The sequence below is a fragment of the Butyrivibrio sp. Su6 genome (assembly GCF_900108105.1).
In the GTDB taxonomy this organism is placed as follows: Bacteria; Bacillota; Clostridia; order Lachnospirales; family Lachnospiraceae; genus Butyrivibrio.
In genome coordinates this window covers 26,935-50,995 of sequence record NZ_FNUR01000014.1, presented here as the reverse complement: position 1 = coordinate 50,995, position 24,061 = coordinate 26,935, and the positions used below count along the sequence as shown (strand labels likewise).

23 protein-coding genes are annotated in these 24,061 nt (G+C 42.1%); 1 reads left to right on the top strand and 22 read right to left on the bottom strand.

Annotation, left to right across the window (positions count from 1 at the left end; genetic code table 11):
* Window positions 1–75: 75 nt before the first annotated feature.
* From htpG to C4S54_RS13555, 12 genes are all read right to left on the bottom strand, one after another.
* Window positions 76–2,184 (bottom strand): molecular chaperone HtpG, encoded by a 2,109-nt coding sequence (gene htpG, locus C4S54_RS13610; protein WP_103870006.1) that lies wholly within the window; start codon window positions 2,182–2,184, stop codon window positions 76–78.
* Window positions 2,185–2,303: 119 nt separating this feature from the next.
* A complete protein-coding gene (locus C4S54_RS13605; RefSeq protein ID WP_160110772.1) occupies window positions 2,304–3,983 on the bottom strand; it encodes an AMP-binding protein in 1,680 nt (559 codons plus the stop codon).
* Entirely contained in the window at window positions 3,955–4,710 is a 756-nt protein-coding gene (gene accA, locus C4S54_RS13600; RefSeq protein ID WP_103870004.1) for an acetyl-CoA carboxylase carboxyl transferase subunit alpha, read from the bottom strand. Before accA ends, C4S54_RS13605 begins: the two co-directional genes overlap by 29 nt.
* A 20-nt stretch (window positions 4,711–4,730) precedes the next feature.
* Complete coding sequence (locus C4S54_RS13595) at window positions 4,731–5,543, bottom strand: acetyl-CoA carboxylase carboxyltransferase subunit beta (protein WP_242973826.1); 813 nt, start codon at window positions 5,541–5,543, stop codon at window positions 4,731–4,733.
* A 24-nt stretch (window positions 5,544–5,567) separates the two neighbouring features.
* Complete coding sequence (locus C4S54_RS13590; protein WP_103870002.1) at window positions 5,568–6,896, bottom strand: acetyl-CoA carboxylase biotin carboxylase subunit; 1,329 nt, start codon at window positions 6,894–6,896, stop codon at window positions 5,568–5,570.
* A gap of 1 nt (window position 6,897) precedes the next feature.
* Window positions 6,898–7,332, bottom strand: a complete 435-nt coding sequence (gene fabZ / locus C4S54_RS13585) for a 3-hydroxyacyl-ACP dehydratase FabZ (RefSeq protein WP_103870001.1) — start codon at window positions 7,330–7,332, stop codon at window positions 6,898–6,900.
* 9 nt (window positions 7,333–7,341) lie between these two features.
* Window positions 7,342–7,764, bottom strand: a complete 423-nt coding sequence (locus tag C4S54_RS13580) for an acetyl-CoA carboxylase biotin carboxyl carrier protein (protein WP_103870000.1) — start codon at window positions 7,762–7,764, stop codon at window positions 7,342–7,344.
* 2 nt (window positions 7,765–7,766) lie between these two features.
* Complete coding sequence (fabF, locus tag C4S54_RS13575) at window positions 7,767–9,005, bottom strand: beta-ketoacyl-ACP synthase II (RefSeq protein WP_200821078.1); 1,239 nt, start codon at window positions 9,003–9,005, stop codon at window positions 7,767–7,769.
* The gene (gene fabG, locus C4S54_RS13570) at window positions 8,998–9,738 is read right to left on the bottom strand and encodes a 3-oxoacyl-[acyl-carrier-protein] reductase (RefSeq protein ID WP_103869998.1); all 741 of its coding nucleotides are present in this window, start codon (window positions 9,736–9,738) and stop codon (window positions 8,998–9,000) included. Before fabG ends, fabF begins: the two co-directional genes overlap by 8 nt.
* Window positions 9,731–10,666, bottom strand: coding sequence for an ACP S-malonyltransferase (locus C4S54_RS13565; protein ID WP_103869997.1), 936 nt, complete (start codon window positions 10,664–10,666; stop codon window positions 9,731–9,733). The genes fabG and C4S54_RS13565 overlap by 8 nt, the downstream gene beginning before the upstream one ends.
* On the bottom strand, window positions 10,666–11,610 hold the full coding sequence (gene fabK / locus C4S54_RS13560) for an enoyl-[acyl-carrier-protein] reductase FabK (protein WP_103869996.1): 945 nt from the start codon (window positions 11,608–11,610) through the stop codon (window positions 10,666–10,668). Before fabK ends, C4S54_RS13565 begins: the two co-directional genes overlap by 1 nt.
* 21 nt (window positions 11,611–11,631) lie before the next feature.
* Entirely contained in the window at window positions 11,632–11,853 is a 222-nt protein-coding gene (locus C4S54_RS13555; protein ID WP_103869995.1) for an acyl carrier protein, read from the bottom strand.
* Window positions 11,854–11,965: 112 nt separating this feature from the next.
* Between C4S54_RS13555 and C4S54_RS13550 the strand changes: the two genes are divergently transcribed.
* Entirely contained in the window at window positions 11,966–12,823 is an 858-nt protein-coding gene (locus tag C4S54_RS13550) for a MerR family transcriptional regulator (protein WP_103869994.1), read from the top strand.
* Here C4S54_RS13550 and C4S54_RS13545 read toward each other — a convergent pair whose 3' ends face one another.
* From C4S54_RS13545 to C4S54_RS13500, 10 genes are all read right to left on the bottom strand, one after another.
* Complete coding sequence (locus C4S54_RS13545; protein ID WP_103869993.1) at window positions 12,824–13,756, bottom strand: TIGR01212 family radical SAM protein; 933 nt, start codon at window positions 13,754–13,756, stop codon at window positions 12,824–12,826. It abuts the gene before it with no gap.
* Window positions 13,729–14,331 carry a GNAT family N-acetyltransferase gene (locus C4S54_RS13540; RefSeq protein WP_103870049.1) on the bottom strand — a complete coding sequence of 201 codons (603 nt, stop codon included), beginning with the start codon at window positions 14,329–14,331 and terminating at the stop codon, window positions 13,729–13,731. The genes C4S54_RS13545 and C4S54_RS13540 overlap by 28 nt, the downstream gene beginning before the upstream one ends.
* A 27-nt stretch (window positions 14,332–14,358) precedes the next feature.
* The gene (locus C4S54_RS13535; protein ID WP_103869992.1) at window positions 14,359–16,407 is read right to left on the bottom strand and encodes a DUF2264 domain-containing protein; all 2,049 of its coding nucleotides are present in this window, start codon (window positions 16,405–16,407) and stop codon (window positions 14,359–14,361) included.
* Window positions 16,408–16,496: 89 nt separating this feature from the next.
* Window positions 16,497–17,663 carry a glycoside hydrolase family 88 protein gene (locus C4S54_RS13530; protein ID WP_103869991.1) on the bottom strand — a complete coding sequence of 389 codons (1,167 nt, stop codon included), beginning with the start codon at window positions 17,661–17,663 and terminating at the stop codon, window positions 16,497–16,499.
* Window positions 17,664–17,833: 170 nt separating this feature from the next.
* Window positions 17,834–18,628 carry a hypothetical protein gene (locus tag C4S54_RS13525; protein ID WP_103869990.1) on the bottom strand — a complete coding sequence of 265 codons (795 nt, stop codon included), beginning with the start codon at window positions 18,626–18,628 and terminating at the stop codon, window positions 17,834–17,836.
* Window positions 18,629–19,244: 616 nt separating this feature from the next.
* On the bottom strand, window positions 19,245–21,308 hold the full coding sequence (locus C4S54_RS13520) for a heparinase II/III domain-containing protein (RefSeq protein ID WP_103869989.1): 2,064 nt from the start codon (window positions 21,306–21,308) through the stop codon (window positions 19,245–19,247).
* A 53-nt stretch (window positions 21,309–21,361) separates the two neighbouring features.
* Window positions 21,362–22,165, bottom strand: a complete 804-nt coding sequence (locus tag C4S54_RS13515; RefSeq protein ID WP_103869988.1) for a DUF7402 domain-containing protein — start codon at window positions 22,163–22,165, stop codon at window positions 21,362–21,364.
* Between the two features lie 105 nt (window positions 22,166–22,270).
* On the bottom strand, window positions 22,271–23,320 hold the full coding sequence (locus C4S54_RS13510) for a tetratricopeptide repeat protein (protein WP_103869987.1): 1,050 nt from the start codon (window positions 23,318–23,320) through the stop codon (window positions 22,271–22,273).
* Between the two features lie 9 nt (window positions 23,321–23,329).
* A complete protein-coding gene (locus C4S54_RS13505; protein ID WP_103869986.1) occupies window positions 23,330–23,707 on the bottom strand; it encodes a RidA family protein in 378 nt (125 codons plus the stop codon).
* Between the two features lie 114 nt (window positions 23,708–23,821).
* A complete protein-coding gene (locus C4S54_RS13500; protein ID WP_022774288.1) occupies window positions 23,822–24,061 on the bottom strand; it encodes a hypothetical protein in 240 nt (79 codons plus the stop codon).

The following is a 24,061-nucleotide window of genomic DNA, read 5'->3' as shown; positions in this document are numbered from 1 at the left end:
CCAATTTATCACATTGAAAAATATCAGAGTGAACAGAGCTATACCTGCACTTTCAGCTCGGCTGCGTCCGTTTAATTATTTTGCAAGAACCATCATGATCTCATTGCTGCGGGAGATGAACTTGGTCATTGCTTCGCCTTCAAGTGGTGCGTTCTGAATGCGTGCAAGATCGTAGAGCTGCTCACAGATCATGTTTGTGTTCTCACCGTCTTCGTGTTCCATTACGTACTGAACAAGAGGATGATTTGCGTTGAGGATAAGTGTCTGGCCTTCGTTACCAAAGTCACCCATGCTCATTCCGTTCATGGCATACATCTTCATCATCTCTGCCATACGTCTTGATTCTTCTGATACTGTAAGCATAGAAGACATCTTCTTATCTTTGAGCTTTTCAAGCTTGATTGTAAGTTTGTCATTCTTAAGAGCCTTTTTGATCTTCTCTGAAAGCTCTTTTTCCTTCTCTTCAAGTTCAGCTGCTGCCTTCTTGGATGTCTTGGACTTAAATGTATCTGTAAGGTCTGCATCGATTCTTGCAAACTTGATACCTTCATTCTTAGCCTCAAGCTGCTGCATGAAAGGAACATCGATGTTGTGGTTCATGATGAAAGCTTCCATCTTCTGAGCCTTGAACATCTTAATGTACTGGCTCTGCTGCTGTTCATCAGTTACATAGTAGATTGTACGAGGTTCCTTAGACTCTTCTTCCTTCTTTTCTTCAGTAGAAGAATCCTTCTTCTCATCGATAACTTCTGCCTCAACCTTATTGCCGTTCTCATCAACAGCATCTTCCTTAGCTGCTGCCTCTTCAGCCTCTTTATTGATCTGAAGAGCTTCAGGTGTTGTAAGATACTTGCCATCGAGGTTCTTAAAGAGGATGTAATCTGTCATCTTCTCGCAGAACTTGTCATCACGAAGGCATCCGTATTTAATGAATGGGCTGATGTCATCCCAGTACTTGTCATAATTCTCTTTATCTGTCTTGCAAAGACCTGCAAGCTTCTCCGCAACCTTCTTTGAAATGTACTCAGAAATCTTCTTAACAAATCCATCGTTCTGAAGAGCACTTCTAGAAACGTTAAGAGGAAGGTCAGGACAGTCAATAACACCCTTAAGGAGCATTAAGTACTCAGGAATAACTTCCTTGATGTTATCAGCTATAAATACCTGGTTGTTGTAAAGCTTTATTGTTCCCTCAATTGATTCAAACTCCATGTTGATCTTAGGGAAGTAAAGGATACCCTTTAAGTTAAATGGATAATCCATGTTGAGGTGGATCCAGAATAAAGGCTCCTTGTAATCACGGAATACCTTTCTATAGAATTCCTTATACTCCTCATCTGTACAATCCTTAGGTGTCTTAGCCCAAAGAGGATGTGTATCATTAAGAAGCTGTGGTCTTCTCTTTATCTTAAGCTTCTTCTCCTCTTCCTTTTTCTCATCCTTATTTTCGCCATCTGCCTTGGTCTCATCTTTCTTTTCAGGCTCAACGACTTCTATAACCACATCAGAATCCAGTTTTTCTGATTCTTTGATTGTCTCAGTTCCCTCTTCATTTTCCTTTGAAAGATAGATTTCATAAGGCATGAATGAGCAGTATTTCTCGATTACTTCTCTGGCCTTGTACTCGTTACAGAACTCAAGGCAGTCCTCAGAAAGGTGAAGAGTGATTGTTGTTCCTACCTCTTTTTTGTCACCATCTGACATCTCAAAATCTGAACCGCCATCACATGTCCAGTGAACTGAAGCTGCATCAGACTTATAAGAAAGTGTATCGATATCTACTGAATCAGATACCATAAATGTCGAATAGAAACCAAGTCCAAAGTGACCGATGATCTGGTCTGCATTAGCCTTATCCTTGTACTTGTTAAGGAAGTCAGTAGCACCTGAAAAAGCTACCTGGTTGATATATTCCTCAACCTCTTCAGCAGTCATACCAATACCATTATCAGTGATCTTGATAGTCTTTTCCTTATCGTTAAGTACAACATCTACACGAGGCTTAAATCCATCAGGAAGAGTGTACTCTCCCATCATATCCATCTTGCGGATCTTTGTGATAGCATCGCATGCATTTGAAATTACTTCTCTGTAAAAAATATCATGATCCGAATAAAGCCATTTCTTAATTATTGGAAACATGTTTTCGCTGTTAATAGAAAGATTACCTTTTTTTGAAGCCATAATTCTCACTCCTTATAAAAATATTTAGCAGGTAAAAATCCCACCAAAAACTAGTTTAAGTCCGCCCAATACAAAAGTCAATAAAAAATTAGCACTCATCTAATCAGAGTGCTAATAACCTATCTATTATAATCTCTTTTTCGTATCACTGACCTTAATATCTTTCCGTTGGCATTATGTGGAAGGCTCTCTTCAAACTTTATAAGTCGTGGGTATTTGTAGATTGCGGTATTCTTCTTTACGAAGTCCTGAAGCTCCACGGCAAGCCTGTTGTCCGGTTCATAGCCTTTATTAAGAACAATGCTGGCCTTTACAAGTGCCCCTCTTGTTTTGGAGGGATAACCTGTGACTGCGCACTCAAATACTGCCGGGTGATGCATCAGTATATCCTCTACTTCTGAAGGGCCTATCCTGTAGCCGCTAGATTTTATTACATCATCATTTCTTCCTACAAAGAAAAAGTGCCCTTCCTTGTCCCTAATAGCCATGTCCCTGGTATGATATACTCCGCCGTCCCATACCTCTTTGTACTCATCTTCTCCACATAAATATCCTGCCAAAACTCCCACAGGCCTCTTTCCATCCTTTGGTACTATGACAATCTCACCCTCTGTGCCATCAGGTACAGGATTGTTGTTATCATCCACAAGCTCAATATGATAAAGAGGTGATGCAAGCCCTATGCTGCCAGGAACCTGCTGCCCATCCACAGTAGTACAGGTCAAAAGAGCTGTCTCAGTCTGGCCAAATCCCTCTCTAACCGTAAGCCCTGTCATCTCGGTAAATTTCTTTGATACCTCTTTTGGCATGGATTCACCTGCAGTTGTGACATAATGCAGATTCTCAAGATTGTACTTTTTTAAATCTTCCAGAACAAGGTACTTATATATGGTAGGCGGCGCACAAAACGTGTTAACTTTCTCTTCTTCAAGAAGTCTTAGCATATCTCCCGCATAGAACTGTTCATAGTCGTAGACCATGATGGCCGCTCCCATAAACCACTGACCGTAGAGTTTTCCCCAGGCAGTCTTGGCCCAGCCGGAATCCGCCACAGTAAGATGAAGCCCCTTTTCTCTGACCCCATGCCAGTTTTTGGCTGTAAAAATATGGGCCAATGGATAGGAAAAGTCATGAATAACTGCCTTCGGCGCCCCATTTGTTCCGGATGTGAAATAGTAAAGCATAGGATCAGTAACCTTCGTTGTCACCCTGTCAAAAGAGCTTTCTCCACTTTCAAGCATCTGATCAAAGCCCTTTTTATCCTTGTAAGTATCCCCCACAACGATCTGGCATGTCAAAAGACCTGCTATTGCACTTTCTACTTTGCTGCAGATATCATCAGCATTTACGCATATTACAGCCTTTGCCCCTGAAAGACGCACTCTCTCCCTGATATCCTCAGCAGAAACCATATGTGATGTAGGCACAGCAACTGCCCCAAGCTTGTGAAGAGCCAGGATGCTTATCCAGAACTCATATCGTCTTTTAAGAAGCAGCAAAACGCTGTCACCTTTCCCGATGCCGAGACTTCTCAGCCCATTTGCAGCCTTATTTGAGAGCACCTGCATATCTCTAAACGAAAACCGCGTTTTCCTGCCATCTGCAGTCTTGTGTAAAAGAGCCAGCTGGTCTGGCACTTCTTTGGCAAACCTGTCCATAACATCATAGGCAAAATTGAAATCATCGCCATATGTAAGCTCAATATCAGTGATTTTTCCACTGTCATCTTTTATTTCTTTATAGTAATCCTCATAGATCATGGTATTTCCCCTAGTAACCCACTTTCCTAAACTTTTCATAGCGCTCATCAACAAGGTCTTCTACAGGTAATTGCTTAAGTTTCCTTATTTCTCCAGCAATTTCTTTTAAAAGATCGTCTGTTTTTTCACTGCTGCACACCCTGTCCACAAGCCCAAGTTCATAGAGCCTCCCAGCTGTAAGTCCAAGAGCTTTGGCTGCTGCATCTGCTTTTTCCGTAGTTTTCCACAATATGTTGGCGCAGCTTTCAGGAGAAACCACACTAAAATAGGCATCCTCCATTATCCAGATCCTGTCAGCATGGCTAAGAGCAAGTGCTCCGCCGCTTCCGCCTTCTCCTATAACAATTGATAATATGGGGGTTTTAAGATCAGACATTTCAAAAAGACTTTGGGCGATTGCCCTTCCCTGGCCCCTTTCCTCTGCGTCAATGCCGCAATAGGCACCGGCTGTATCGACAAAACAGACAACGGGCCTTTTAAACTTCTCTGCCTGCTTCATCAGTCTTAGAGCTTTCCTGTACCCTTCGGGCATGGCGCTGCCGAAGTTATGTTCAATACGCTCTTTGGTATCTTTCCCCTTTTCAATTCCTACTACTGTAACCGGAATTCCATCAATCCTGCCAATCCCTGCTATTATCGCCCTGTCATCTCCAAAAAGCCTGTCTCCGTGAAATTCCACAAAGTCTTTTACCAAAGCTTTTATGTAGTCGCTTGCAGTCAGGCGTCCCTCAGATCTGGCGCCCTTAACAATCTCGTAATCTTCCATTTGTTTGTTCCCTCTATGCCTTAAAATCCGTGGAGCTTTAAGATTCTCTCAAGATATTCCTTCTGCTCCTGTCTTGGCACTATCTCGTCGATAAAACCGCACTCCAGAACCCTTTCTGCCTTTTGAAAGCCATCCGGCAGCTTTTGGTTAAGAGTTTTTTCAATAACCCTCGGCCCTGCAAATCCCACTCTTGCTCCCGGTTCTGCAAGTGTTATGTCTCCAAGCATTGCAAAAGAGGCATCTACGCCCCCTGTGGTGGGATTAGTCAAAAGAACTATATAAAGGTTCCCAGCCTTGTCATGTCTTTTTACTGCGGCAGAAACCTTTGACATCTGCATTAGAGAAACCATGCCCTCCTGCATCCTTGCTCCTCCCGAAACAGTGACTCCAATAACCGGAAGGCCACGCCTTGTTGCATATTCAAAGAGCCTTGTGATCTTTTCACCTACAACTGCTCCCATGGACCCCATCATAAAATTTCCATCCATGGCGAAGATGCAGACCCTGCTGCCGCCGATAGCTGCCTCTCCGCAGATCACAGCCTCTTTTTCACGGCTCTTTTCCTTTGCTGCAATGAGCTTATCCTCATACTCAGGGAAAGATAGGATATTCCTGGATTCCATATCCCTGTCCATCTCAACAAAGCTTCTTTTATCTGTGAGCATAAGGATCCTTCTGCGGGCTCTCACAGGAAAATAGTGTCCACACTCAGGGCATATAAAATAGTTTTTCCTGATCTTTGAAACAGACACCTGATTTTGACATTTCTTGCAGGTGATTTTCCTGCTCCTTGGCCTGTTATCTGTATTTTCAAGCTCATTATTAACTTTCAAAAATAAGCTTTTAAGCTCCATATCTTATAACACTTTCTGACAGATCCCTGTATCATAGTTTCCAACTACAAATCTGCCGTTTTCCATGAATTTCATATGCATATCCCTGTTATTATCAACCCCCAGAAGCACAAACTCTGACAGAGCACTCTTCATCTTTCTGATAGCTCCATCCCTGGTATCTGAGCAGACAATAAGCTTACCCAGCATTGAATCGTAAAAAGGACTTACAGTGCAGCTCTGATAAAGAGCTGAATCAAACCTTACATCCACTCCTCCCGGAATATGCAAAAGCTCTACCTTTCCGGTGGAAGGCTTAAAATCCTTTGAGCTTTCTGCGCATATCCTGCACTCGATCGCATGCCTGTTACTTCCTATCTCCTCCTGCTTAAAAGGAAGCTCAACTCCCGCTGCTGTTCTTATCTGCCACTCAACGATGTCAATGCCGCACACCATCTCTGTCACAGAGTGTTCAACCTGAAGCCTTGTGTTCATCTCCATGAAGTAGAACTTATCATCTTTTACCAGAAATTCCACTGTCCCCACAGTCACATAGCCCACCTTCACAGCAAGCCTTCTTGCGGCCTCGTGCATCTTAATACGCAGCTCCTCTGAAAGAACCGGAGCCGGGCACTCTTCGATAAGTTTCTGATTCTTTCTCTGAACTGAACAGTCCCTGTCCCCAAGGATCAGGACTTTTCCCTTTTTATCTGCAATTATCTGAACCTCAACATGTTTTACATTTTCAAGATACTTTTCCATAAACACGCCGTCATCGGCAAAAGAGCTTTGGGCTTCTTTTTTCACCTGCTCAAAAGCAGAAAGAATTTCTTTTTCCTCCCTGACAACTCTTATGCCTTTGCCACCGCCACCGGCTCTTGCCTTAAGGATAACCGGATATCCTATCTCTTTTGCCCATTTGAGAGCGTCTCCACTGTCAGTGAGGATATCGCTCCCCGGAGTCACAGGAACATCTGCACTCTTTGCAATTTCCCTTGCAATCTCCTTTTGTCCCATATTACGCATAACTTCTTCACCGGGGCTGATCAGAACAATTCCGTTCTCGCTGCACTTTTTGGCAAACTCAGGGTTTTCTGATAGCATTCCATAACCCGGGTGAATAGCCTCTGCCCCGGTCTTTTCTGCCACAGTCAGGATAACGTCCATGTTAAGATAGCTGTCTTTCACCAGCGCTCCGCCAATGCAGTAGGCTTCATCTGCCATTTCCACATGAAGCGCATCCCGGTCCGCCTTGGAATAAACAGCAACCGTCTCTATTCCCATTTCTTTGCAGGCTCTGATGACCCGAACTGCCACCTCGCCCCTGTTGGCAATAAGAATCTTAGAAAACATGTCAGTTACCTCCCTTTTCCACCAATATGGCAAAAGAAAAATCACCGCTCATACACTTTTTTCCATCCACTGTGAGTTCTCCATGAAGCAGATACATAGGATGCGCATCTCTGATAAGCTTTGTATCGATCCTTATGGTATCTCCAGGCTTTATCATTCCCCTGAACCGCACCTTATCAAGGCCTGTGTACACAGGAGTTGCATCTTTCCCCTTCATCTTTTCTTCAAACATGATGCAGGCGGACTGGGCCATCATCTCACACTGAATAACTCCCGGCACTATTGGATTCCCAGGGAAATGCCCCTGTAAAAAGAACTCATCTCCCCTTACCTTATAAAATCCTGTTGCCGTACCATCTTCATTGAGATACGCCTCATCCACAAGCAGCATCGGCTCCCTGTGGGGAAGTATCTTTTTTATTTCTTCTCTGTTCATAAAATCACCTTACTCTATGACAAACAGGACCTGGTCATACTCAACAAGGTCACCTTCATTTGCCAAAACCTTAGCCATAGTTCCGTCAACCGGAGACTTTACCTCATTGAGCATTTTCATTGCCTCCAAAGTGCACAGAACATCGCCCTTTGAAACCCTGTCTCCCTTTTTGAGTGCCTTTTTATCTCCAACACTTCCATTAAAAACACCAAGGAGAGGGGCCTTAACCTCAAAGCCGCTGACAGCTTTAGCTTCACCTGCTTCAGGTTCATTTTTTACTTCATTTTTATTTGCCACAGGCTCTTTTTCCACAATTTCAGATGACTTTAAATCTCTTTTCAACTTTAGAAAAAAATCTTTCTCATGAACCTCAAGTTCTGATAAAGACAGCCTTGCAAACATATCCTCATAATCTTTTAAAGAATTAGTCATACTCACGCCTCGTAACGTTTAAATGCTATACATGCATTATGTCCGCCAAATCCAAGGGACGTGCTGATTGCATATTCAATATCTGCACAAACGGCCTTATTTGCTGTATAGTCAAGGTCACATTCCTCATCTTTTTCCTTGTAGTTTATGGTCGGCGGAATTATGCCATCCTTAAGTGCAAGAACAGAAGCAATGGCTTCAACCGCACCTGTGGCTCCCATCATGTGCCCGGTCATGGATTTGGTGGAACTTACATGGATGTCGTAAGCTCTTTTGCCAAAAACAGCCTTGATGGCCTTGGTCTCCATGGCATCGTTTAAATGAGTACCTGTGCCGTGGGCATTGATGTATATCTCGCTGCTTTCATCAATTTTCCCCTCGTCAACAACGCTCTTGATGGCCCTTATGGCTCCGCTCCCTTCCGGGTCCGGCGCTGTGATGTGGTAGGCATCCGCAGTATTTCCATAGCCGATAACCTCAGCAAGAATATTGGCTCCTCTTGCCTTGGCGTGCTTATACTCCTCGAGGATAAGGATCCCCGCTCCTTCTCCCATAACAAAACCGCCCCTTCGCTTGTCAAAAGGAAGACTTCCCTCATCAGGATTTTCTGCAAGATTCAGGGCCTGACAGTTGATAAAACCTGCCATTGCAAGCTCATTTATGGAAGCTTCGCTACCTCCTGTGATTATGGCATCTGCATATCCGTGCTTGATTGCCCTGTAGGCCTCTCCTATGGTGTTAGTTGAAGTAGCACAGGCAGTAACAACAGGAAGTGTTGGCCCCTTTGCGCCGAATTTTATTGATATAGCTCCTGCTGCCATGTTGCTGATCATCATTGGCACAAAGAAAGGTGATACCATGTCAGGACCTTTTTCTCTTAACTTATCCTGCTCTCTGATCGTAGAATTGATACCCCCAATTCCCGATCCTATATACACTCCAAAACGTTCACTATCAATCCCGTCCTCAAGTATCCTGCTCTGGGTTACAGCCTGCTTTGCTGCTGCCATAGCATACTGCATGAAAAGATCTGACTTTCTGATCTCCTGCATGCTGTCATAATATTCTTTTGGGTTAAAATTCTTGACCTCCGCATCAAGGCTTACCTTAAGGCCTGATGCATCAAATCTTTTTATCTTTCCTATTCCGCATACACCGTTTTTGAGATTATCCCAAAAAGTGTCCAGATCATTTCCTACTGGACTAATAACTCCCATTCCCGTTACAACTACTCTACACATACATTCCTCCATCCACTTTGATGACTTCTCCGGTTATGTACTTTGACCCTTCGCTTCCCAAAAAAAGCGCAAGGTCAGCCACATCCTCGGGATTTCCAAGCTTCCCAAGTGGGATCATCTTCTTCATTTCCTCTGTCTGCGCATCGCTTAGCATCGCAGTCATCTCAGTGGTTATATATCCTGGTGCTATGGCGTTGCACCTTATATTTTTTCTTCCGTACTCCCTGGCAACGGCCTTTGTAAATCCAACAATTCCAGCCTTTGATGCAGCATAGTTGGTCTGGCCTTTATTCCCCATAAGTCCCACAACTGAACTGATATTTATAATGCTTCCTTTTTTATGCATCACAAAGTTTCTGATAAAGGCTTTAGTGACATATATACATCCCTTTAGATTCACATCTATAACACTGTCAATATCCATAGTCTTAAAGTTTGCAAGAAGGTTATCCCTTGTTATTCCTGCGTTATTTACAAGGATATCGATAGTGCCAAAGTCAGCTATTATCTCCTTTGCTACGCTGTCAACCTGGTCTGCATCCTTAATGTCGCAAACATAGAGCCTTGCCGTAATTCCATAAGAAGTAAGCTCTTTTATTGTTTCAAGGGCTGCTTCGCTCTCTCTTGTTGCAATGATCGCAAGATCTGCCCCATTTTGAGCGAATCTCAAAGCAATTGCCCTGCCAATTCCCCTGCTTCCTCCTGTTACTACTGCTTTCTTTCCTTTAAGCATCCTTTTTAAGCTCCCTTAATACTTCATGAAGTGAATCCATATCATTTACTGAATAAACCCTGGCTCCCTCAACAGTTCTTTTCACAAATCCCGAAAGTGTCTTTCCGGGACCGCACTCTATAAATGTATCAACTCCGCTATCCGCCATGTTTTTGAGAGTTTCCTCCCACTTAACGCTGCTGCAGACCTGACCTGATATGGTGTCTATCATATCTTTTTCTTCCTCCGGGTAGGGCTTTGCTGTTTTATTTGCATAAAGAGGAATATGGGGTTTTTTAAGTTTATAGACCTTTCCTTCCTTTAGCTCATGCTTTAGCTCTTTTGCTGCACTCTCCATATAAGGCGTGTGAAAGGGTCCTCCAACAGGAAGCTCTATAAATCTTACCTTTTGCTCCCCAAGTTTTTCCTTGAAGGCATCTATTTTCTCTTTTTCACCCGATACTACTACCTGCCCCGGGCAGTTGTAATTTACAGGATAAACCTCATACTCTTTGCACATTTTTTGCAAAAGAGCTTTGTCCATCCTAAGCACAGCTACCATGCCACCTTCCACAGCTTCAGCGGACTTCTGCATGTATTTTCCTCTCTGGCACACAAGCTTAAAGGCTTCCTGGAAACTTAGTACATCAGAAGCTGCAAGAGCTGCCACTTCCCCAAGAGAAAAGCCTGCAACAGCATCCGGACTTACTCCATTCTGCAATAGAGATATAGCCCCCGCCATATCAGCTAAAAAAAGGCATGGCTGGGCATTTTCTGTTCTTTTTAACGTTTCAGCATCCCCTGTAAACATCTGAGTAAGCGTACCGGGGCGGATTGCCTCGGCAACTCCAAAGAAGTTGTGAACTTCAGGTATATTCTCAAATAAATCCTTTGTCATTCCGGGATACTGACTTCCCTGACCGGCGAATAAAAAAGCTATCTTTCCCATCAAAGTTCCTCACATTTCTTTTCCAAGAGAGCCTTAGCATCTCTGCAGATACCTGTAATGATCTCTTCACATGTCCCCTCAGAGTTAACGAGCCCTGCAATCTGTCCGCACATACATGATCCCGTCTTAACGTCTCCATCTATGGCAGCGCGTCTAAGTGCCCCTGCTCCCATTTTTTCCAGTTCATCCGGTGTAGATAGTGGGTCATTTTCTTTTGCCTGAAAGTCCCTTGTCATTCTGTTTTTCAGAGCTCTTACCGGGTGCCCAAGGCTTTTACCTGTGACAATCGTGTCTCTGTCCTTTGCCTTTAAGACTTTCTCCTTATAATTTGGATGAACACCGCACTCTTTTGCAGTAAGGAATCTTGTTCCCATCTGAATGGCCTTGGCCCCCAGCATAAAAGCTGCTGCCATGCCTCTTCCATCCGCAATTCCTCCGGCAGCGATAACAGGGATATTCACCGCATCAACAACCTGTGGCACAAGTGCCATCGTCGTGGTATCTCCAACATGTCCACCTGACTCACAGCCCTCAGCCACCACTGCGCTGGCGCCCATTCTCTGGGCCATTACTGCAAGAGCGACGCTTGCAACCACGCAGATTACCTTTACTCCTGCATTTTTTAACTGCTCCATGTACTTTGCAGGGTTTCCTGCGCCTGTTGTCACAACTGCGATTTTTTCCTGGCAGACAACCTCAACAGCCTCTTCAATATATGGACTCATGAGCATCAGATTCACACCAAAGGGCTTATCTGTCAGCTCTTTTGCCTTCCTTATCTGCTCCCTAAGCTGCTCCCCATTGGAATTCATCGCTGCGATGATACCAAGTCCTCCTGCGTTTGATACTGCAGCTGCAAGATTCGCGTCAGCGATCCAGGCCATTCCTCCCTGAAAAACCGGATATTTGATCCCAAGCATTTCACAAATCGGATTTGCACTCATTTATCGTTCCTCTCCAGATCATTACTGCTTCTCAATGAGCTCAACCAGCTTATCGATTGTTGTGATCTCCTGTGAAAGCTCAATCTTGCAATCAAGCTCTTCCTGCATCTGCATAACAAGCTCCATGATGTCCAGAGAATCAAGTCCGATCTCTGTAAATGTTGATGAGGATGAGATTTCACTTTCCTCCTTATCAAGATACTCTGCGATTATACGAATGATTGTTCCTTTAACGTCTTTCATTTTTGTCTCCTTTTGAATGTTCCATGTTTATTTATTATCAATTCTTTGTTACAATAATCTTGGGTGTTACCCCCAAGTCAATAGATTTTTTTAAGTTTTTTCGAGGGTTTTTATGACAACTTTTTACGATTACAAAAACGACCAACAGGAATATTCACTCACTGTCAGCCAGTTTGCAAAACTATGTGGTACGACAAGGGATACTTTAAGACACTACTATGAACAGGACATTCTCATGCCCAGAGTAGATGAGAGCAACGGCTATCACTACTATTCCGCATCTCAGATAAGCTCTTTCTTTTTTATAAGCACCATGCGCCAGGCGGGCTGCAGCATTCCCGAGATCAGAGACCTTATCCACAACTCCTCCAGGGAAGCAATCGAGAGACTGACTAACTCCAAGATTCTTGAAATGCAGAGGGAGCTTTACAGAATAAATAAAAAGATAAGTGCGCTGCACCTTGGAATGTGGATACTTGGAGAATTCGGAGGGCACAAAAAGGGCTCTTTGTTCTTGCAGACAATGCCCGAGATCAGCATCAGTAAGACTCCCATTCAGAATAAAGACTTTGCTCATCACACCGCTGATATCGCCGAGGACATCTCAGTTCACCTGAAAAAAGCTGTGGACAAGGATTCTCTGTCTATCTTCCCAACAGGAGTCACCATCTCTTATGAAGACCTCGTCAAGAAGCATTACGTTTATAACAACATAATAAGTCTTTCTTTCCTGCCTGCAGATAACATCGATACATTTCCTGCAGAGGGCCGCATCGCTCTGTGCTGCCATCAGGACAATCTGTCAAAAGACATTGAAAAGACCTACCAGAAAATGCTTTCTTACATAAAAAAGAACAGGCTAAAAGCCTGCTCTGATCTATACGTAATAAGTCTCATTAACCTTTATGACAAGGAAAAAGAACATACTTACTTCAAATATTTATTTATATATGTGGAACCTGAAAGCTGATCACTCAAGGATTCCCTTGCATTTCCTGGTGAGGGTGTTTAAGACACGCTTTTTATCAAGGCTCCAAAGTGGCTCCACAAGGAGCTTTCTGGGGCCATCCCCAGTCATTCGATGTATCACAGTTTCCTCAGGTAAAAGAGCTATGCACTCTGCAACAAGGTCTGTGTATTCCTCCATATCCATAAAGGAAGGCCTCTCAGCTTCACTCATCTCAAGGTACTGTCTGTAAAGCTGTGTCCCCTTAAGAAGTTGCAGATTTTGAAGCTTTATGCCATCGAGCACAGGTGTAAGCCCGGAAAGGTATCTGACCGTATCAAGCATATCTTCCTTTGTTTCGCCAAAAAGCCCTAAGATTACATGAACTATTACAACTATCCCGGCTCCTTTAAGCCTCTTATAGGCATCTTCAAAAACCTTTAGCTCATAACCTCTGTTGATGCTTATGGCAGTTTTTTCATGGATTGTCTGAAGTCCCAGTTCTACCCATACAGGCTTTATCTGATTCAGCTCTTTTAGCATATCAAGGACGTCTCTTCCTATACAGTCAGGCCTTGTTCCGAGGGATAAGGCCACCACGTCTTCTCTTTTAATGACTGCGCTGTAGAGCTCTTTTAACCTGTTTACGTCTCCATAGGTATTGGTAAATGACTGAAAATAAGCAATAAACTTATTTGCATCGGTTTTTTGTCGCACCTTATCCTTGGCTCGTTCAAACTGCTCATTCAACTGCCTTACCCCAATGCCGGTCACAGGAACAGCGAAGTCTCCTGAACCTCCCTCAGAGCAAAATGTGCATCCATGAAAAGACCTCTCACCATTTGGCATAATGATAGAGCCGTCCCTGTTTGGGCAACTGCAGCCCGAAGTCAGGGACAGGCGATATATCTTTTCACCATATGTACTTTTTAAGAATGTTGAGAGTTTATGATGCATGGTTCATCCCCATGTTCTCCGATGATCTTTTCCATCCAGACCATATCGTACCATTTGCCAAACTTGAATCCACATTTATGGAAATGACCAATAAGTTTATAACCCATTTTTTCGTGGAATCTGACACTGTCATAGGTCAAATATTCATCCTCTTTTTCAGGATATCCGATGCATGAGTATAGATTGAGGATTCCCATGTCCTTAAGGCGCTTCTCAAGCTCCTCATAAAGAGCTCTTCCAAGTCCATTTCTCTTGCAGTCTTTATCGAGATAAATGGACATTTCAACGCACCACTGATAAGCTGCCCTCTCGTGGAATTTGCTGGCATAGGCATAACCAACGATCCTGGTACTTCCTGCATTCTCACTGTCATCTGCGTTTGAGACTTCCTCAACAACAAGATAGGGGAAATCCTTAAGAACTTTTTCTATACGGCTCTTAAACTCGCTTACAGTTGGCACTTCATACTCATAGGTTATAGCTGTTTTTTCAACATAATACCTGTAAATATCAAGAAGTGCCTCTGCATCATCAGCGGTTGCAAGCCTTATTTTATAACTGCTGTTATTATTCACTTTGTCCTCCAGGTGATGTTACTTGGATCACAGCTGAAGATTACCTTCTATTCCTTCAAAATCAATGACTTTGCAATCGCCGTTTTTAAGGCTTATTCTGACAGGTCCATATCCTCCGCATTTCTGAGGGTCTGTGTACTCTATGGACTTTACAGGGAAAATATCATCATCTGAAAAGTCTTCAAGACTCTCTTTTGTGATCACCTGAGAAATAAGGAAGTACGGCTCATATCCATACTGCTTTTCCCTCTTGGTATCTGCATAAAGGATAATGGAATTCTCACTGTCAGGGTTGGTATTCTTACTGTGTATCAGGTCTATATTATCCCAACCATCCATAATCGTAAAGGCTAACTGCTTTTCTTTTCCTGTATGATCATGGCCCTTTAATATAACAGCCTTAAATCCATCTTTCTCTTTTTTGATAACCTCTGTTCCATTATCAGGGAATCCAAAAGCTCCAAGTGTTATACGGAGCGGTCTTCTGAACATGCGGATCTTGTCTGCACGCATGATTCCATAAGGAACTGCAAAATCAGCGATATTTATGGCTGTTCTCCAATGAGTTTCTGTCTGTGTCTCATACTCAAAGAAGTGCCTTCTGTAGAGCACACCATCCTTCTCCCCATGCCAGAAGCATGCATTAGGCGTAATAGCTACAGGATGCTCTTCATCCAGGTAAGTCACAACATACTGCTGAGACTGAACTCCATCCTTATTGACACTGTCCCAAGGGAATTTTGTGTTATAAACAAGCTTTCCATAGTTCCAGATTCCATGAAGGTCCGTTTTATCTTTTACCATCTTACCAGTTCTAAGCTCAGTAATACCATTTGCCTCATGGTTAGCCATGCAAAGTCCTGGTCCGTCCAGGGTTGTGACAAGGGTCTCATTTTCTTTTAAGTCTTCCCATGGGCCAATATTTTCTTTGCTTGTCCAGAATGGATGATCAGCAGGCAGATGCAGGCACAAAAGAGCCTTTGCAAGCCACATAGGAGACTCAGCGCAGGAATAGGACTGCACAAGAGGAACGAATGGGCCATAGAAGCCAAGTGTTGGTACGCCTTCCCACAAAAAGTCATCTCTTGAAAGGAACTGCAGAAGTGATCCTGAGCAGATCCTTCTTGCAAGTCCTGGATCTATAGCGGGATTGTTCATAAGGAGATTGCCGTCAAATGAACTTGTTGCTGCATTTCTGTAGATGCCGCTTCTTCCCCACATATTTGTAAATCCATCTCTGTCAAAAAAGAGTGGATATGTCTTCATGAGTTCATTGGAATTTTCTTCAAACTTTTTGGCTATATATGGCTCTTTTTCATATCCATACCACTGATTCCAGATGGCTGTATACATATTGAAAGCCCAACATGAATAATAGTCAAAGGACTGTCCGTCTCTGTACCAGCCCTGGCCAACATAATAATTCAGGATGTTCTGGGCATGGTCGCGCATGATATCCTCATCAATCTCATAGCCGTACATATTAAGAAACGCCAGATCAAGCATGTTAAAAAGGCGCCAGTTCTGAGGCACTGTATTTGAATGAGCAAAGTCGCTTAAAAAGGCTGCTATTCTGTCTTTTTCTTCCTTTGTGTAGGTCTCCCAGATTTCGTCTTTTGAAAGCCAGAGACAAATAACAAGCGCTGCTGTCTCTACAGTCTGCTGAAAACATGCACATGGGTTGCCGCTCTTATCCAGCTCTTTCATATCCGAATAGTTTAATACGTAGTTCTTTTCACCCTTTGTAACTGCATATAAAACCTGTTTCTTATAATAATCTCTTACATTTATGCCATTTAATACAAGGTCAGGCCTAATGTGGATTAAAGGCGCAGAAATAAAGAAGGATCTGCAAAGTCCCTCAAAAATCTCCGCCTTGTAGCGCCACATGGGAGCATCCTTTGAGGGGTAGGTAACTTCAGTCTCATACCTTGGCATTACCACCGGATCCTCTATGCTTTTGATATTTCCAAATATTCCTGATAAAAGATATTCTGCTGCCTCTATCCAGCTCTCTCTTGTAAGGCCTGTATATGGGCTAAGTTCATAGTCTGTTTTTGTAGGTGTAAACTTCATGGTCTGCTCCTTATACTCTGACAATATATATTATTGCATCAAAATAAACTGCTTATGACATTTTCAGGTTAAGCTGTCATAGTATTCGTTCAGAATACATTAAGGGCGCTCTCGTTAAGCTTCATAAGTGCCTCAATGTAATAATAGTCACCATAGATAATGGCCATATGGTGACCATTTCCATGATAATCAACTGAGCCTCTGGTAAGGAGGTTATCTCTGTCTAAAGTGTAGTCGCAGCTATGGCTATCAAGCGCTTTTAAGAGTTTTACGGCTGCTGCAAGGTATTTTTCTGCACGTTCACTATTATTATTTGCATACTGGCCCAGAAGACTCTTTGCGATTTCAATTAATCCACCTGCTGTTATTGCAGCTGCTGTAGAATCCTCAAGATCATCCGTCTTTGGCTGTCTGTAGTCAATTGGAACAAGGAAAGTCTCAGGCATCTCAGAGAGTACATAATCTGCAACTTTCATAGCAGTTTCAAGATATTTCTTTTCACCTGTATGAATATAACTAAGGGCAAATCCATAAACTGCCCAGCTCTGTCCTCTTGTCCAGCTTGAGCCTTCACCATATCCCTGTCCGCCATACTCTCTGTCGAACTTTCCGGTAAATGGATCAAAGCCAACGATATGTCTTACTGAGCCGTCTTCTCGGATAAAGTTTTTCATTGCTGTATCCGCATGTGCCATGGCAATCTTTTTAAATCTTGGATCTGCAAGCACATCAGAAGCCCAGTACAAAAGCGGAAGATTCATCATACAGTCGATAATAGCCCAGCCTGTAGTATCTCTGCCATCACCCCAGTCATTCCATGCCCTGATGAAATTACCGTTTAAGTTAAATCTTCCCGCAAGGCTTGCTGCTGCAAGTAAGCCTCTGTTCTTTGCTTCCTCGCCTTTATTTAACTTGTAATTGATGACAGCTGTTGGAAGCCATCTAAAGCCGGCATCGTGGTCCATTCCGTTATAATTAAGAAACGCTGCATCAAGCTTTTCTTCTACCCAAAGCGCCTCTTCTTTAAACATATCATTACCTGTAAGCTTATAGAGCTGCCACATTTCTCCGCCCCAGAAGCCATTAGTCCACCAGCAGATTTCTTTTTTATCTGATCTGTCATCAAATCTGCCGCTTTCATCTGTAGTATATGGTATCTTATTCCTGTTTCTCTCTGTAACAGGAACCATCTTTTCTTCTATTTTTTTCAATGTGTCATTGACCCACTGTAAGTCTTCGCTACTGATAAATCCCATAATCTTCCTCCCAAACATGATTGCATAGTTGAATTGCTTTAGTTTTTTCTTACCCAATTCACCAAATTATATAGTACCGTCTTTTGGAGCAAAAAATAATGTATATTTTATATTAAATCTTGCGATTTTTTAGCCAAACAGGATTTTGTCACTAAATGCATGACTTTTGGTTATAGCAAGTAATTTTCTATAACCCTGTCAATGCCTACTGAATCTAAAGGTATCTTTTCTGTTTCAAATGTAGCAAGCATGTTTAAAGACATCACGTAGCCGTTCTCTACATATGCTTTTGACTTATATATATATTTGCTTATATATTTTTTATCATCCATCATTCCATAATGCTCCCAAATATATATTTTTCCGGTTCTCTTATTCTTCACAATAAAATCCGGATAAAAATATTCATTACCAACTTTTAATCTGCATTCATATCTATACTGAATTCCATTTCGAAATAGTGCATCAGCAATCATTGCCTCTGCTTTGGACCTTACCAGGTCACCTTTTAAAGTGGCAATTTTCAATTTTTCTGGATTTTTATTTGATTTTTCATACTCTGCCTTATCCCAATTATCATCGCATTCTGCGCCAAAATAAGATGGTATATCTATCAATTTCCTATATGCAGGTTGATTTTTAATAGTCATCGCTGGTGTCTCTCTAGGATGTCTTTTTATGTATGCATCAATGGCTGCTATTTCCATCTTTGTCGAACTTATCTGCTTTTGCAGCAAGTTCTTTATGGCAAGACTTTTTGCGATTTCTATTTTATCCTTCTTTAAGTATTTCCTTGTGATTTTCCGGTCTTTTTGAATTACCTGATAATACTTATAACCCCTGCCATTTTTATTTATCTGTATTCTTCCTTCAGGAAAATTTCCCCTTTCAAATTTATCTTGATAAATGTTTAATTTTTTAAGCAGCACTCTTTTTTCTGCCATCATAGCATCTTCAATATCCACATTCACTCCTACTTTCTTAGAATTTTGCTTTCTTTATTTGTTTTCTTCTTTATTTTGTGCGGTTTCTCTCCTTCTCTTTTCTTTGTCCCTACTTATATACCTAGTATTGCTGTCACTTTTCGTGCAGTTATCATTACATGCACTCTGTTTGTTAATATGAATAGTCTCGCGATTTGCGAATAACGTTGTTCATGCCAGATTAGGCATCAAGATTTAAATAAATAAACAACTTGATGAAAATAACACATTTCAACTTCTAAAGTCAAGCTTATTTCCTATTATTGTAAAAATAGTTTATCTACACCCTATTTTTTCTAAAACCATTTCCTATACAGCTTATTTTTATTTAACTGCACCCTTTTTTTCAACTAACTCTTTCCTGTGATTAGATTTCTTGTTCAAGTGCACCCTCTAAAAAGGGTGCACTTGATTTAAAACATGTTGTATAGCCAATGTCTCCAATATGTAATAGGGTGCAGTTAAATCAATATCGGTATCACAGGAAAACAAAAACAGAAAACTGGGGTGCAGTTGTCTGAATATGTTAATCTCAGGAAATTCCACTTACAAAAACAGGGTGCAGTTGCTTTAAAATCTGCAACTGCACCCTGTTTCATCATCTAAACTTCATTTCAAGCCTATTTGAAGGCCCCATCTCTAAAAGCACTCTGTATACATCGTGCTTCCAGGCGATAGAAAGCCTCTCATCTGTTATTGGATATGCTTTAACAGTGGCTGATTCTGCGCCACTTATCTCTGCGCATCCCAGATTGCCTATGCGCACCAAAAATTTCTTCTTGCATGATGCGGGGCCATCACTTGGACTATCCTCACAATTTCCATCTTCAGAAAGCACCTCAATTTCCGGCTTCTCATAAGTCATAAGACTTATAACTGCATTAAGATCGCCATCATAGGTATCCTCAACACAAACACCCTCACCTTTATTCAGACTTACAATTCTTTTATAGCTTCTGATGCGGTCATCACCGTAAGCACCTGCGATATCCATGGCTAAAGAGGATATATGCTTTCCAGAGCATACTTCATCAGCAGAATTATCTTCTGAATTCATGCATAAAATACAGTTTACATCCCCTGCCGCGAACTGTTCACCTGCGTGCTGCATTATAAATGCTGAATTATACACATCTGCAGCAGCATCTCTTCCAAGTTCTTCCAAATACTGTTTTCCGCATGCTTCAGTTTTTCCCTCAAACGTGCCACTCTTATCTCCAGTCAGGTATCCTTCATCAACAAAAGTAGGCAGATTGTGGAACTGAGACTGCATGGTCCACAGTTCATATCTTCTATTAGAGAAAGTCTTCTGTGTATAAGTTCCAACTCCAAGGTCAATGAGCATAGGCTTTCCATTTTTATATATGGTAAAAGAGCCAACATCATTATGATTATGACTATCTGCATTGTCACCAGCTTTGGCAGCAAGTGTATAAACGCCGTCTCGAGCCACCATCAGTCCAACACTCTCAAAAAAGGCATCTTCAGGTATACCTGCTTCACCAGTAACACCCATCATCTCGTCATAAGCAAAAGCCTGGATAAAATGGTAAAAGAGATTTATCTCACTGCTGACAAGCCTTTCCTCTTCAGATTCTTTTTGAAAATCAAGAGCTGCAAAAGTAGAAAGGACCTTATCTCCTGTTGCCTTTCCAAACAGATACTCTCTTGCAGTTCTTCCACCAGCAAGAGCGCTGCAATCAGCAAAGTTCACATAATACCCATTGCCTATGTACATCTTAACTATGTAATTGGCAACATTTCTAATAAGCTTTTCCTTGAATACCTCAGCAAAAGAGCTATTGCCATCCTTGCCATTTCCAAGAACAGCGCTCATAAGCTCAAGACATCCAAAGAGACAAAGAGCCGCATGAGAATAATACTGAGCTCCCTCATCACAGCCTCCGTCTTCGCCGTACTCATCAAGGAAGTAATCACAGGACTTGGCAGCCTTTTCAATAAATACCATTCTTTCCTCTTCTGTGAAAAAGTCTTCAGGACGAGTAAGGGCACATATCAGAACGTTTTGTGTACACCATGGTGTCCAGTTACACATTGATTCCTTGCCATTTCCCATCCACCAAAAATGCTGTTCTAAATATGGGGTAAATATTCTCTCCTTAAGTCTTTCATTGACATAAGTGCTGATAAAAGGACTTATCTCATTTAATACAGGTCTTAAAGCATATTCTGCAAAAGCAACTTCTGCACCTGACTCTGCATCAAAAAGATCTATGATAGGCCTTGTCACATCAGGCATTTTCTCCTGTACGCCATCACGCACATAGCTCGTGTGGGGTGGCAGGCACCATGTAGTTTCCTCCAGGATGAGGTATAGCCCATCAAGGATATCCCCTAGAAATCTCCCTTTATTTTCAACGCACTCGGCAAGAACAAGCTTATTTAATTTCCTTCTCCTTGGAAAGTACTTATCCTCAAACCTTACTCTGTTTCCTGATTTCTTAAACTCCATAAAATCCGAGATAAGAAGCTGTGTCCATGGTTCTTTCATAGCCTCCTCGCCAGCCTGCACAAGTCTCTTTTTCAGGGAGTCAGAAAGTCCTTCCCATTTGTTCCTGTCTGAAATATCAGGATACTTTGTATATATGCTGCATCCTTCACTTTTACTAAAAAAATTCTGTATTAAAGTTCGATTACTCATCTGCTTTCCTCATTTAGGGTGAATTTATCTTTATTCTGTTCAGATACTTTTATTCAATTCACTCCTGCCTCAGTTCCATACACTTCTATCTGTGTAAGTGCAGGGAATGGGCTTGGATCATCGGCTTTTATCAGTTTTCCAAGTTTTATCCACCTGATGTTTTTCTTCTCAATGTTGAAAACATGTGGTTCTGCGACCTTTTTATCCATTTTGACAACTTCGCTGCTTCCATCAGAAAAAGTGAAAGTAGCTTCTACCCACCAGTTATCATGTGGGAAATCGGCTCTTGTATAGAGAACTATCTTGTCAAAGTCAACTTCTCTTCCAAAATCCAAAGTAAACTCAGCATCATCCTGTCTGTTTATTCCCCAGGATTCATAAGGCCACTCACCATGAGAAAGTGTAGCTATACAGCCATCTATCGCATTCCTTGCAGCAAATACAGCTTCGCCTCTTGTTTCAACATTGGCACTTGCATGAGGATAAACACCTGACACTTCATGCTGATCAAAAGGATTAAGAGCAATATTCCTATAGCCTTTAACTTCATAATCCTCAGCTTCTCTTATTGTAACAACATGTCTGTTGCCAAAAAACGCAAGGGGATTATAGCTTGTTTTCTTTTCATAAAAAGGAACAATAAAATCAACAGTTTCCTGGTCCACAAGCACCAGAGAAGTACCAACTGCTGCATCTACCTTTACGACATAGAACTTTCCGGGAACAAGTCCTGAAAACTCAATAACATCTCCCTTTCTATACTCCCCATCCCAGGCAAGTACTACATTTTTCTCACCTTCGTACTCTGCCTTAGGCACATGATCCCATTCATTAAATACTGTAATTTTCATACCCACTCCTCCAAAGCCTTTTTCAATTTTACTTTATAGTCAAAAAATCCGCACAAACTGCGGATTTTTCTATCTAACCAAAAAACATTATTACATTTTGAACAAAAACATTCATCTTGTTGATAAAAATACGTTTTCTCTAACTGCTGCCTCATCCTGTGGATATTCCTGGAGATATGTTGTCATTAAAGATGATGCCAATCCAAACTCTCCCATATATTCATAGGCAGTTATCTCATTAAGCATAAGCGCCTGATTTAAGGATTTGTCGTTTATCTCTATTCCTGACTGAAAAGAAGAAACAGCACCTTCATAATCGCCCTGCTTTATCTGGCACATTCCAAGCTGATTGTAGACCTTTGCACTGTTAGGATTTTCAGACAGATAAGTCTTATAAACACTTATAGCATAGTTATAATCACCCTGAACTTCTCCAGTCTGTCCCAGCAAAAGAACTACCGGCTCTTTTTCCTGGTCTCTTTCGCTTCTTGCTGCTTCGAGGTAGCTCTGAGCATCAGCATTGTTCCCAAGGTAAAAAGAAATCTGTCCCTTCTCGTAGTTGGTCATGTAATCACTGCCATTTTCCAAAGCTCTGGTAATGATGGAAACGCCTTCCTCTTCATAGCCATTTTCAGCAAGGGACTTATATATCATGATCATCATAGAATAATCCTTGGGATTAAGAGATATGGCCTTGGTAAAATCAGCATATCCGGAGTCATGATTACCTGAGGACAATTCACATGTTCCTCTTAGATAATACGCATTGATGTCTCCGCTCCGAAGACCGATTATTGCATCATAGACCTCTTTTGCCTTACTGTACTCTCCAAGCTTCATATAGCTCTCAGCAAGGTAGTAGTTGGTGTCAAAGTCCATATCATCAACTATTCCCTCATCCGATGCAAGCGAAGAAAGCAGCTCCTCAGCTGCCTGCTCATACTCGCCGCTATATAGATATGCTATTCCCTTACCTCTATGGATAAGGCACGCATCCTCGCCATTTTTTTCTGCTTCCTCAAAGCTCTCGAGCGCACTGGTATACTCGTGGCTCTCGATATAAGCAAAACCGGAGTCAATGCTGTGTCTTCCGGCCAGACTCCCGCAACCTGAAAGCAAAATGGTCAGAGATAACGCTCCCGCAACAATTCCGCGCTTCATAAGCTCTTATTACTCCCCAAGATAAGCAATTACCTCAACTTCGCAAAGGACATTTCTAGGTAACTGTTTAACTGCCACGCAACTTCTTGCAGGCTTTCCTGTAAAATACTTTTCGTAAACAGCATTAAATGCTGCAAAATCGCTCATTTCAGCTAAAAAACATGTTGTCTTAACTACGTGCTCAAAGTCAGTTCCTGCTGCCTTTAAGATCTCGCCAATATTGCGGCAAACTCTGTCTGCCTGATCAGCAATTGTAGTTGTGTCTATTTCCCCACTTGCAGGGTTGATCGGGATCTGTCCTGAAGCATAAAGAAAATCCCCTGCCTTGATTGCCTGTGAATATGGTCCTATAGCTGCTGGTGCCTTGTCTGTACTGATGTATTCCATTTCATGTCCTCCTCTTTAAATGCTTAAGTGCTCTGCTCTTGGGATTCTCACTAGGCTCGTAAATACCTCGCCAAGTGTTTCCCCATGGCTCGCACTAAATTCGAAAATACCTCATTAAGTGCTCTGCTCAAAAACGGCAGTCACATAGAAACCCCTGTCATTCTCCTCAACCTTTGTCACTACGCCTTCCCTCTCAAGCATTCGCTCTCTAAAGGGGAAATTGCCTGACATTGCAAGAGACGGATCAATCGTATAGTAATAGTTACTTGGAAGGACGCCTTCCGTAACAGTCACATGATCTCCCTCTTTAAGGAGTCCGGGCCTTTCCATTTTAAAAGTCATTTCTCTAGCCAT

What these genes read in the sequence shown, in the direction of transcription:
- htpG (WP_103870006.1), bottom strand. Translation starts at nt 2,184, where the DNA reads ATGGCTTCAAAAAAAGGTAATCTTTCTATTAACAGCGAAAACATGTTT.
- fabF (WP_200821078.1), bottom strand. Translation starts at nt 9,005, where the DNA reads ATGTGTAGAGTAGTTGTAACGGGAATGGGAGTTATTAGTCCAGTAGGA.
- C4S54_RS13550 (WP_103869994.1), top strand. Translation starts at nt 11,966, where the DNA reads ATGACAACTTTTTACGATTACAAAAACGACCAACAGGAATATTCACTC.
- fabG (WP_103869998.1), bottom strand. Translation starts at nt 9,738, where the DNA reads ATGCTTAAAGGAAAGAAAGCAGTAGTAACAGGAGGAAGCAGGGGAATT.
- C4S54_RS13545 (WP_103869993.1), bottom strand. Translation starts at nt 13,756, where the DNA reads ATGCATCATAAACTCTCAACATTCTTAAAAAGTACATATGGTGAAAAG.
- C4S54_RS13510 (WP_103869987.1), bottom strand. Translation starts at nt 23,320, where the DNA reads ATGAAGCGCGGAATTGTTGCGGGAGCGTTATCTCTGACCATTTTGCTT.
- C4S54_RS13535 (WP_103869992.1), bottom strand. Translation starts at nt 16,407, where the DNA reads ATGAAGTTTACACCTACAAAAACAGACTATGAACTTAGCCCATATACA.
- C4S54_RS13555 (WP_103869995.1), bottom strand. Translation starts at nt 11,853, where the DNA reads ATGAAAGACGTTAAAGGAACAATCATTCGTATAATCGCAGAGTATCTT.
- C4S54_RS13500 (WP_022774288.1), bottom strand. Translation starts at nt 24,061, where the DNA reads ATGGCTAGAGAAATGACTTTTAAAATGGAAAGGCCCGGACTCCTTAAA.
- C4S54_RS13505 (WP_103869986.1), bottom strand. Translation starts at nt 23,707, where the DNA reads ATGGAATACATCAGTACAGACAAGGCACCAGCAGCTATAGGACCATAT.
- accA (WP_103870004.1), bottom strand. Translation starts at nt 4,710, where the DNA reads ATGGAAGATTACGAGATTGTTAAGGGCGCCAGATCTGAGGGACGCCTG.
- C4S54_RS13580 (WP_103870000.1), bottom strand. Translation starts at nt 7,764, where the DNA reads ATGACTAATTCTTTAAAAGATTATGAGGATATGTTTGCAAGGCTGTCT.
- fabK (WP_103869996.1), bottom strand. Translation starts at nt 11,610, where the DNA reads ATGAGTGCAAATCCGATTTGTGAAATGCTTGGGATCAAATATCCGGTT.
- C4S54_RS13530 (WP_103869991.1), bottom strand. Translation starts at nt 17,663, where the DNA reads ATGGGATTTATCAGTAGCGAAGACTTACAGTGGGTCAATGACACATTG.
- C4S54_RS13605 (WP_160110772.1), bottom strand. Translation starts at nt 3,983, where the DNA reads ATGAAAAGTTTAGGAAAGTGGGTTACTAGGGGAAATACCATGATCTAT.
- fabZ (WP_103870001.1), bottom strand. Translation starts at nt 7,332, where the DNA reads ATGAACAGAGAAGAAATAAAAAAGATACTTCCCCACAGGGAGCCGATG.
- C4S54_RS13565 (WP_103869997.1), bottom strand. Translation starts at nt 10,666, where the DNA reads ATGGGAAAGATAGCTTTTTTATTCGCCGGTCAGGGAAGTCAGTATCCC.
- C4S54_RS13520 (WP_103869989.1), bottom strand. Translation starts at nt 21,308, where the DNA reads ATGAGTAATCGAACTTTAATACAGAATTTTTTTAGTAAAAGTGAAGGA.
- C4S54_RS13590 (WP_103870002.1), bottom strand. Translation starts at nt 6,896, where the DNA reads ATGTTTTCTAAGATTCTTATTGCCAACAGGGGCGAGGTGGCAGTTCGG.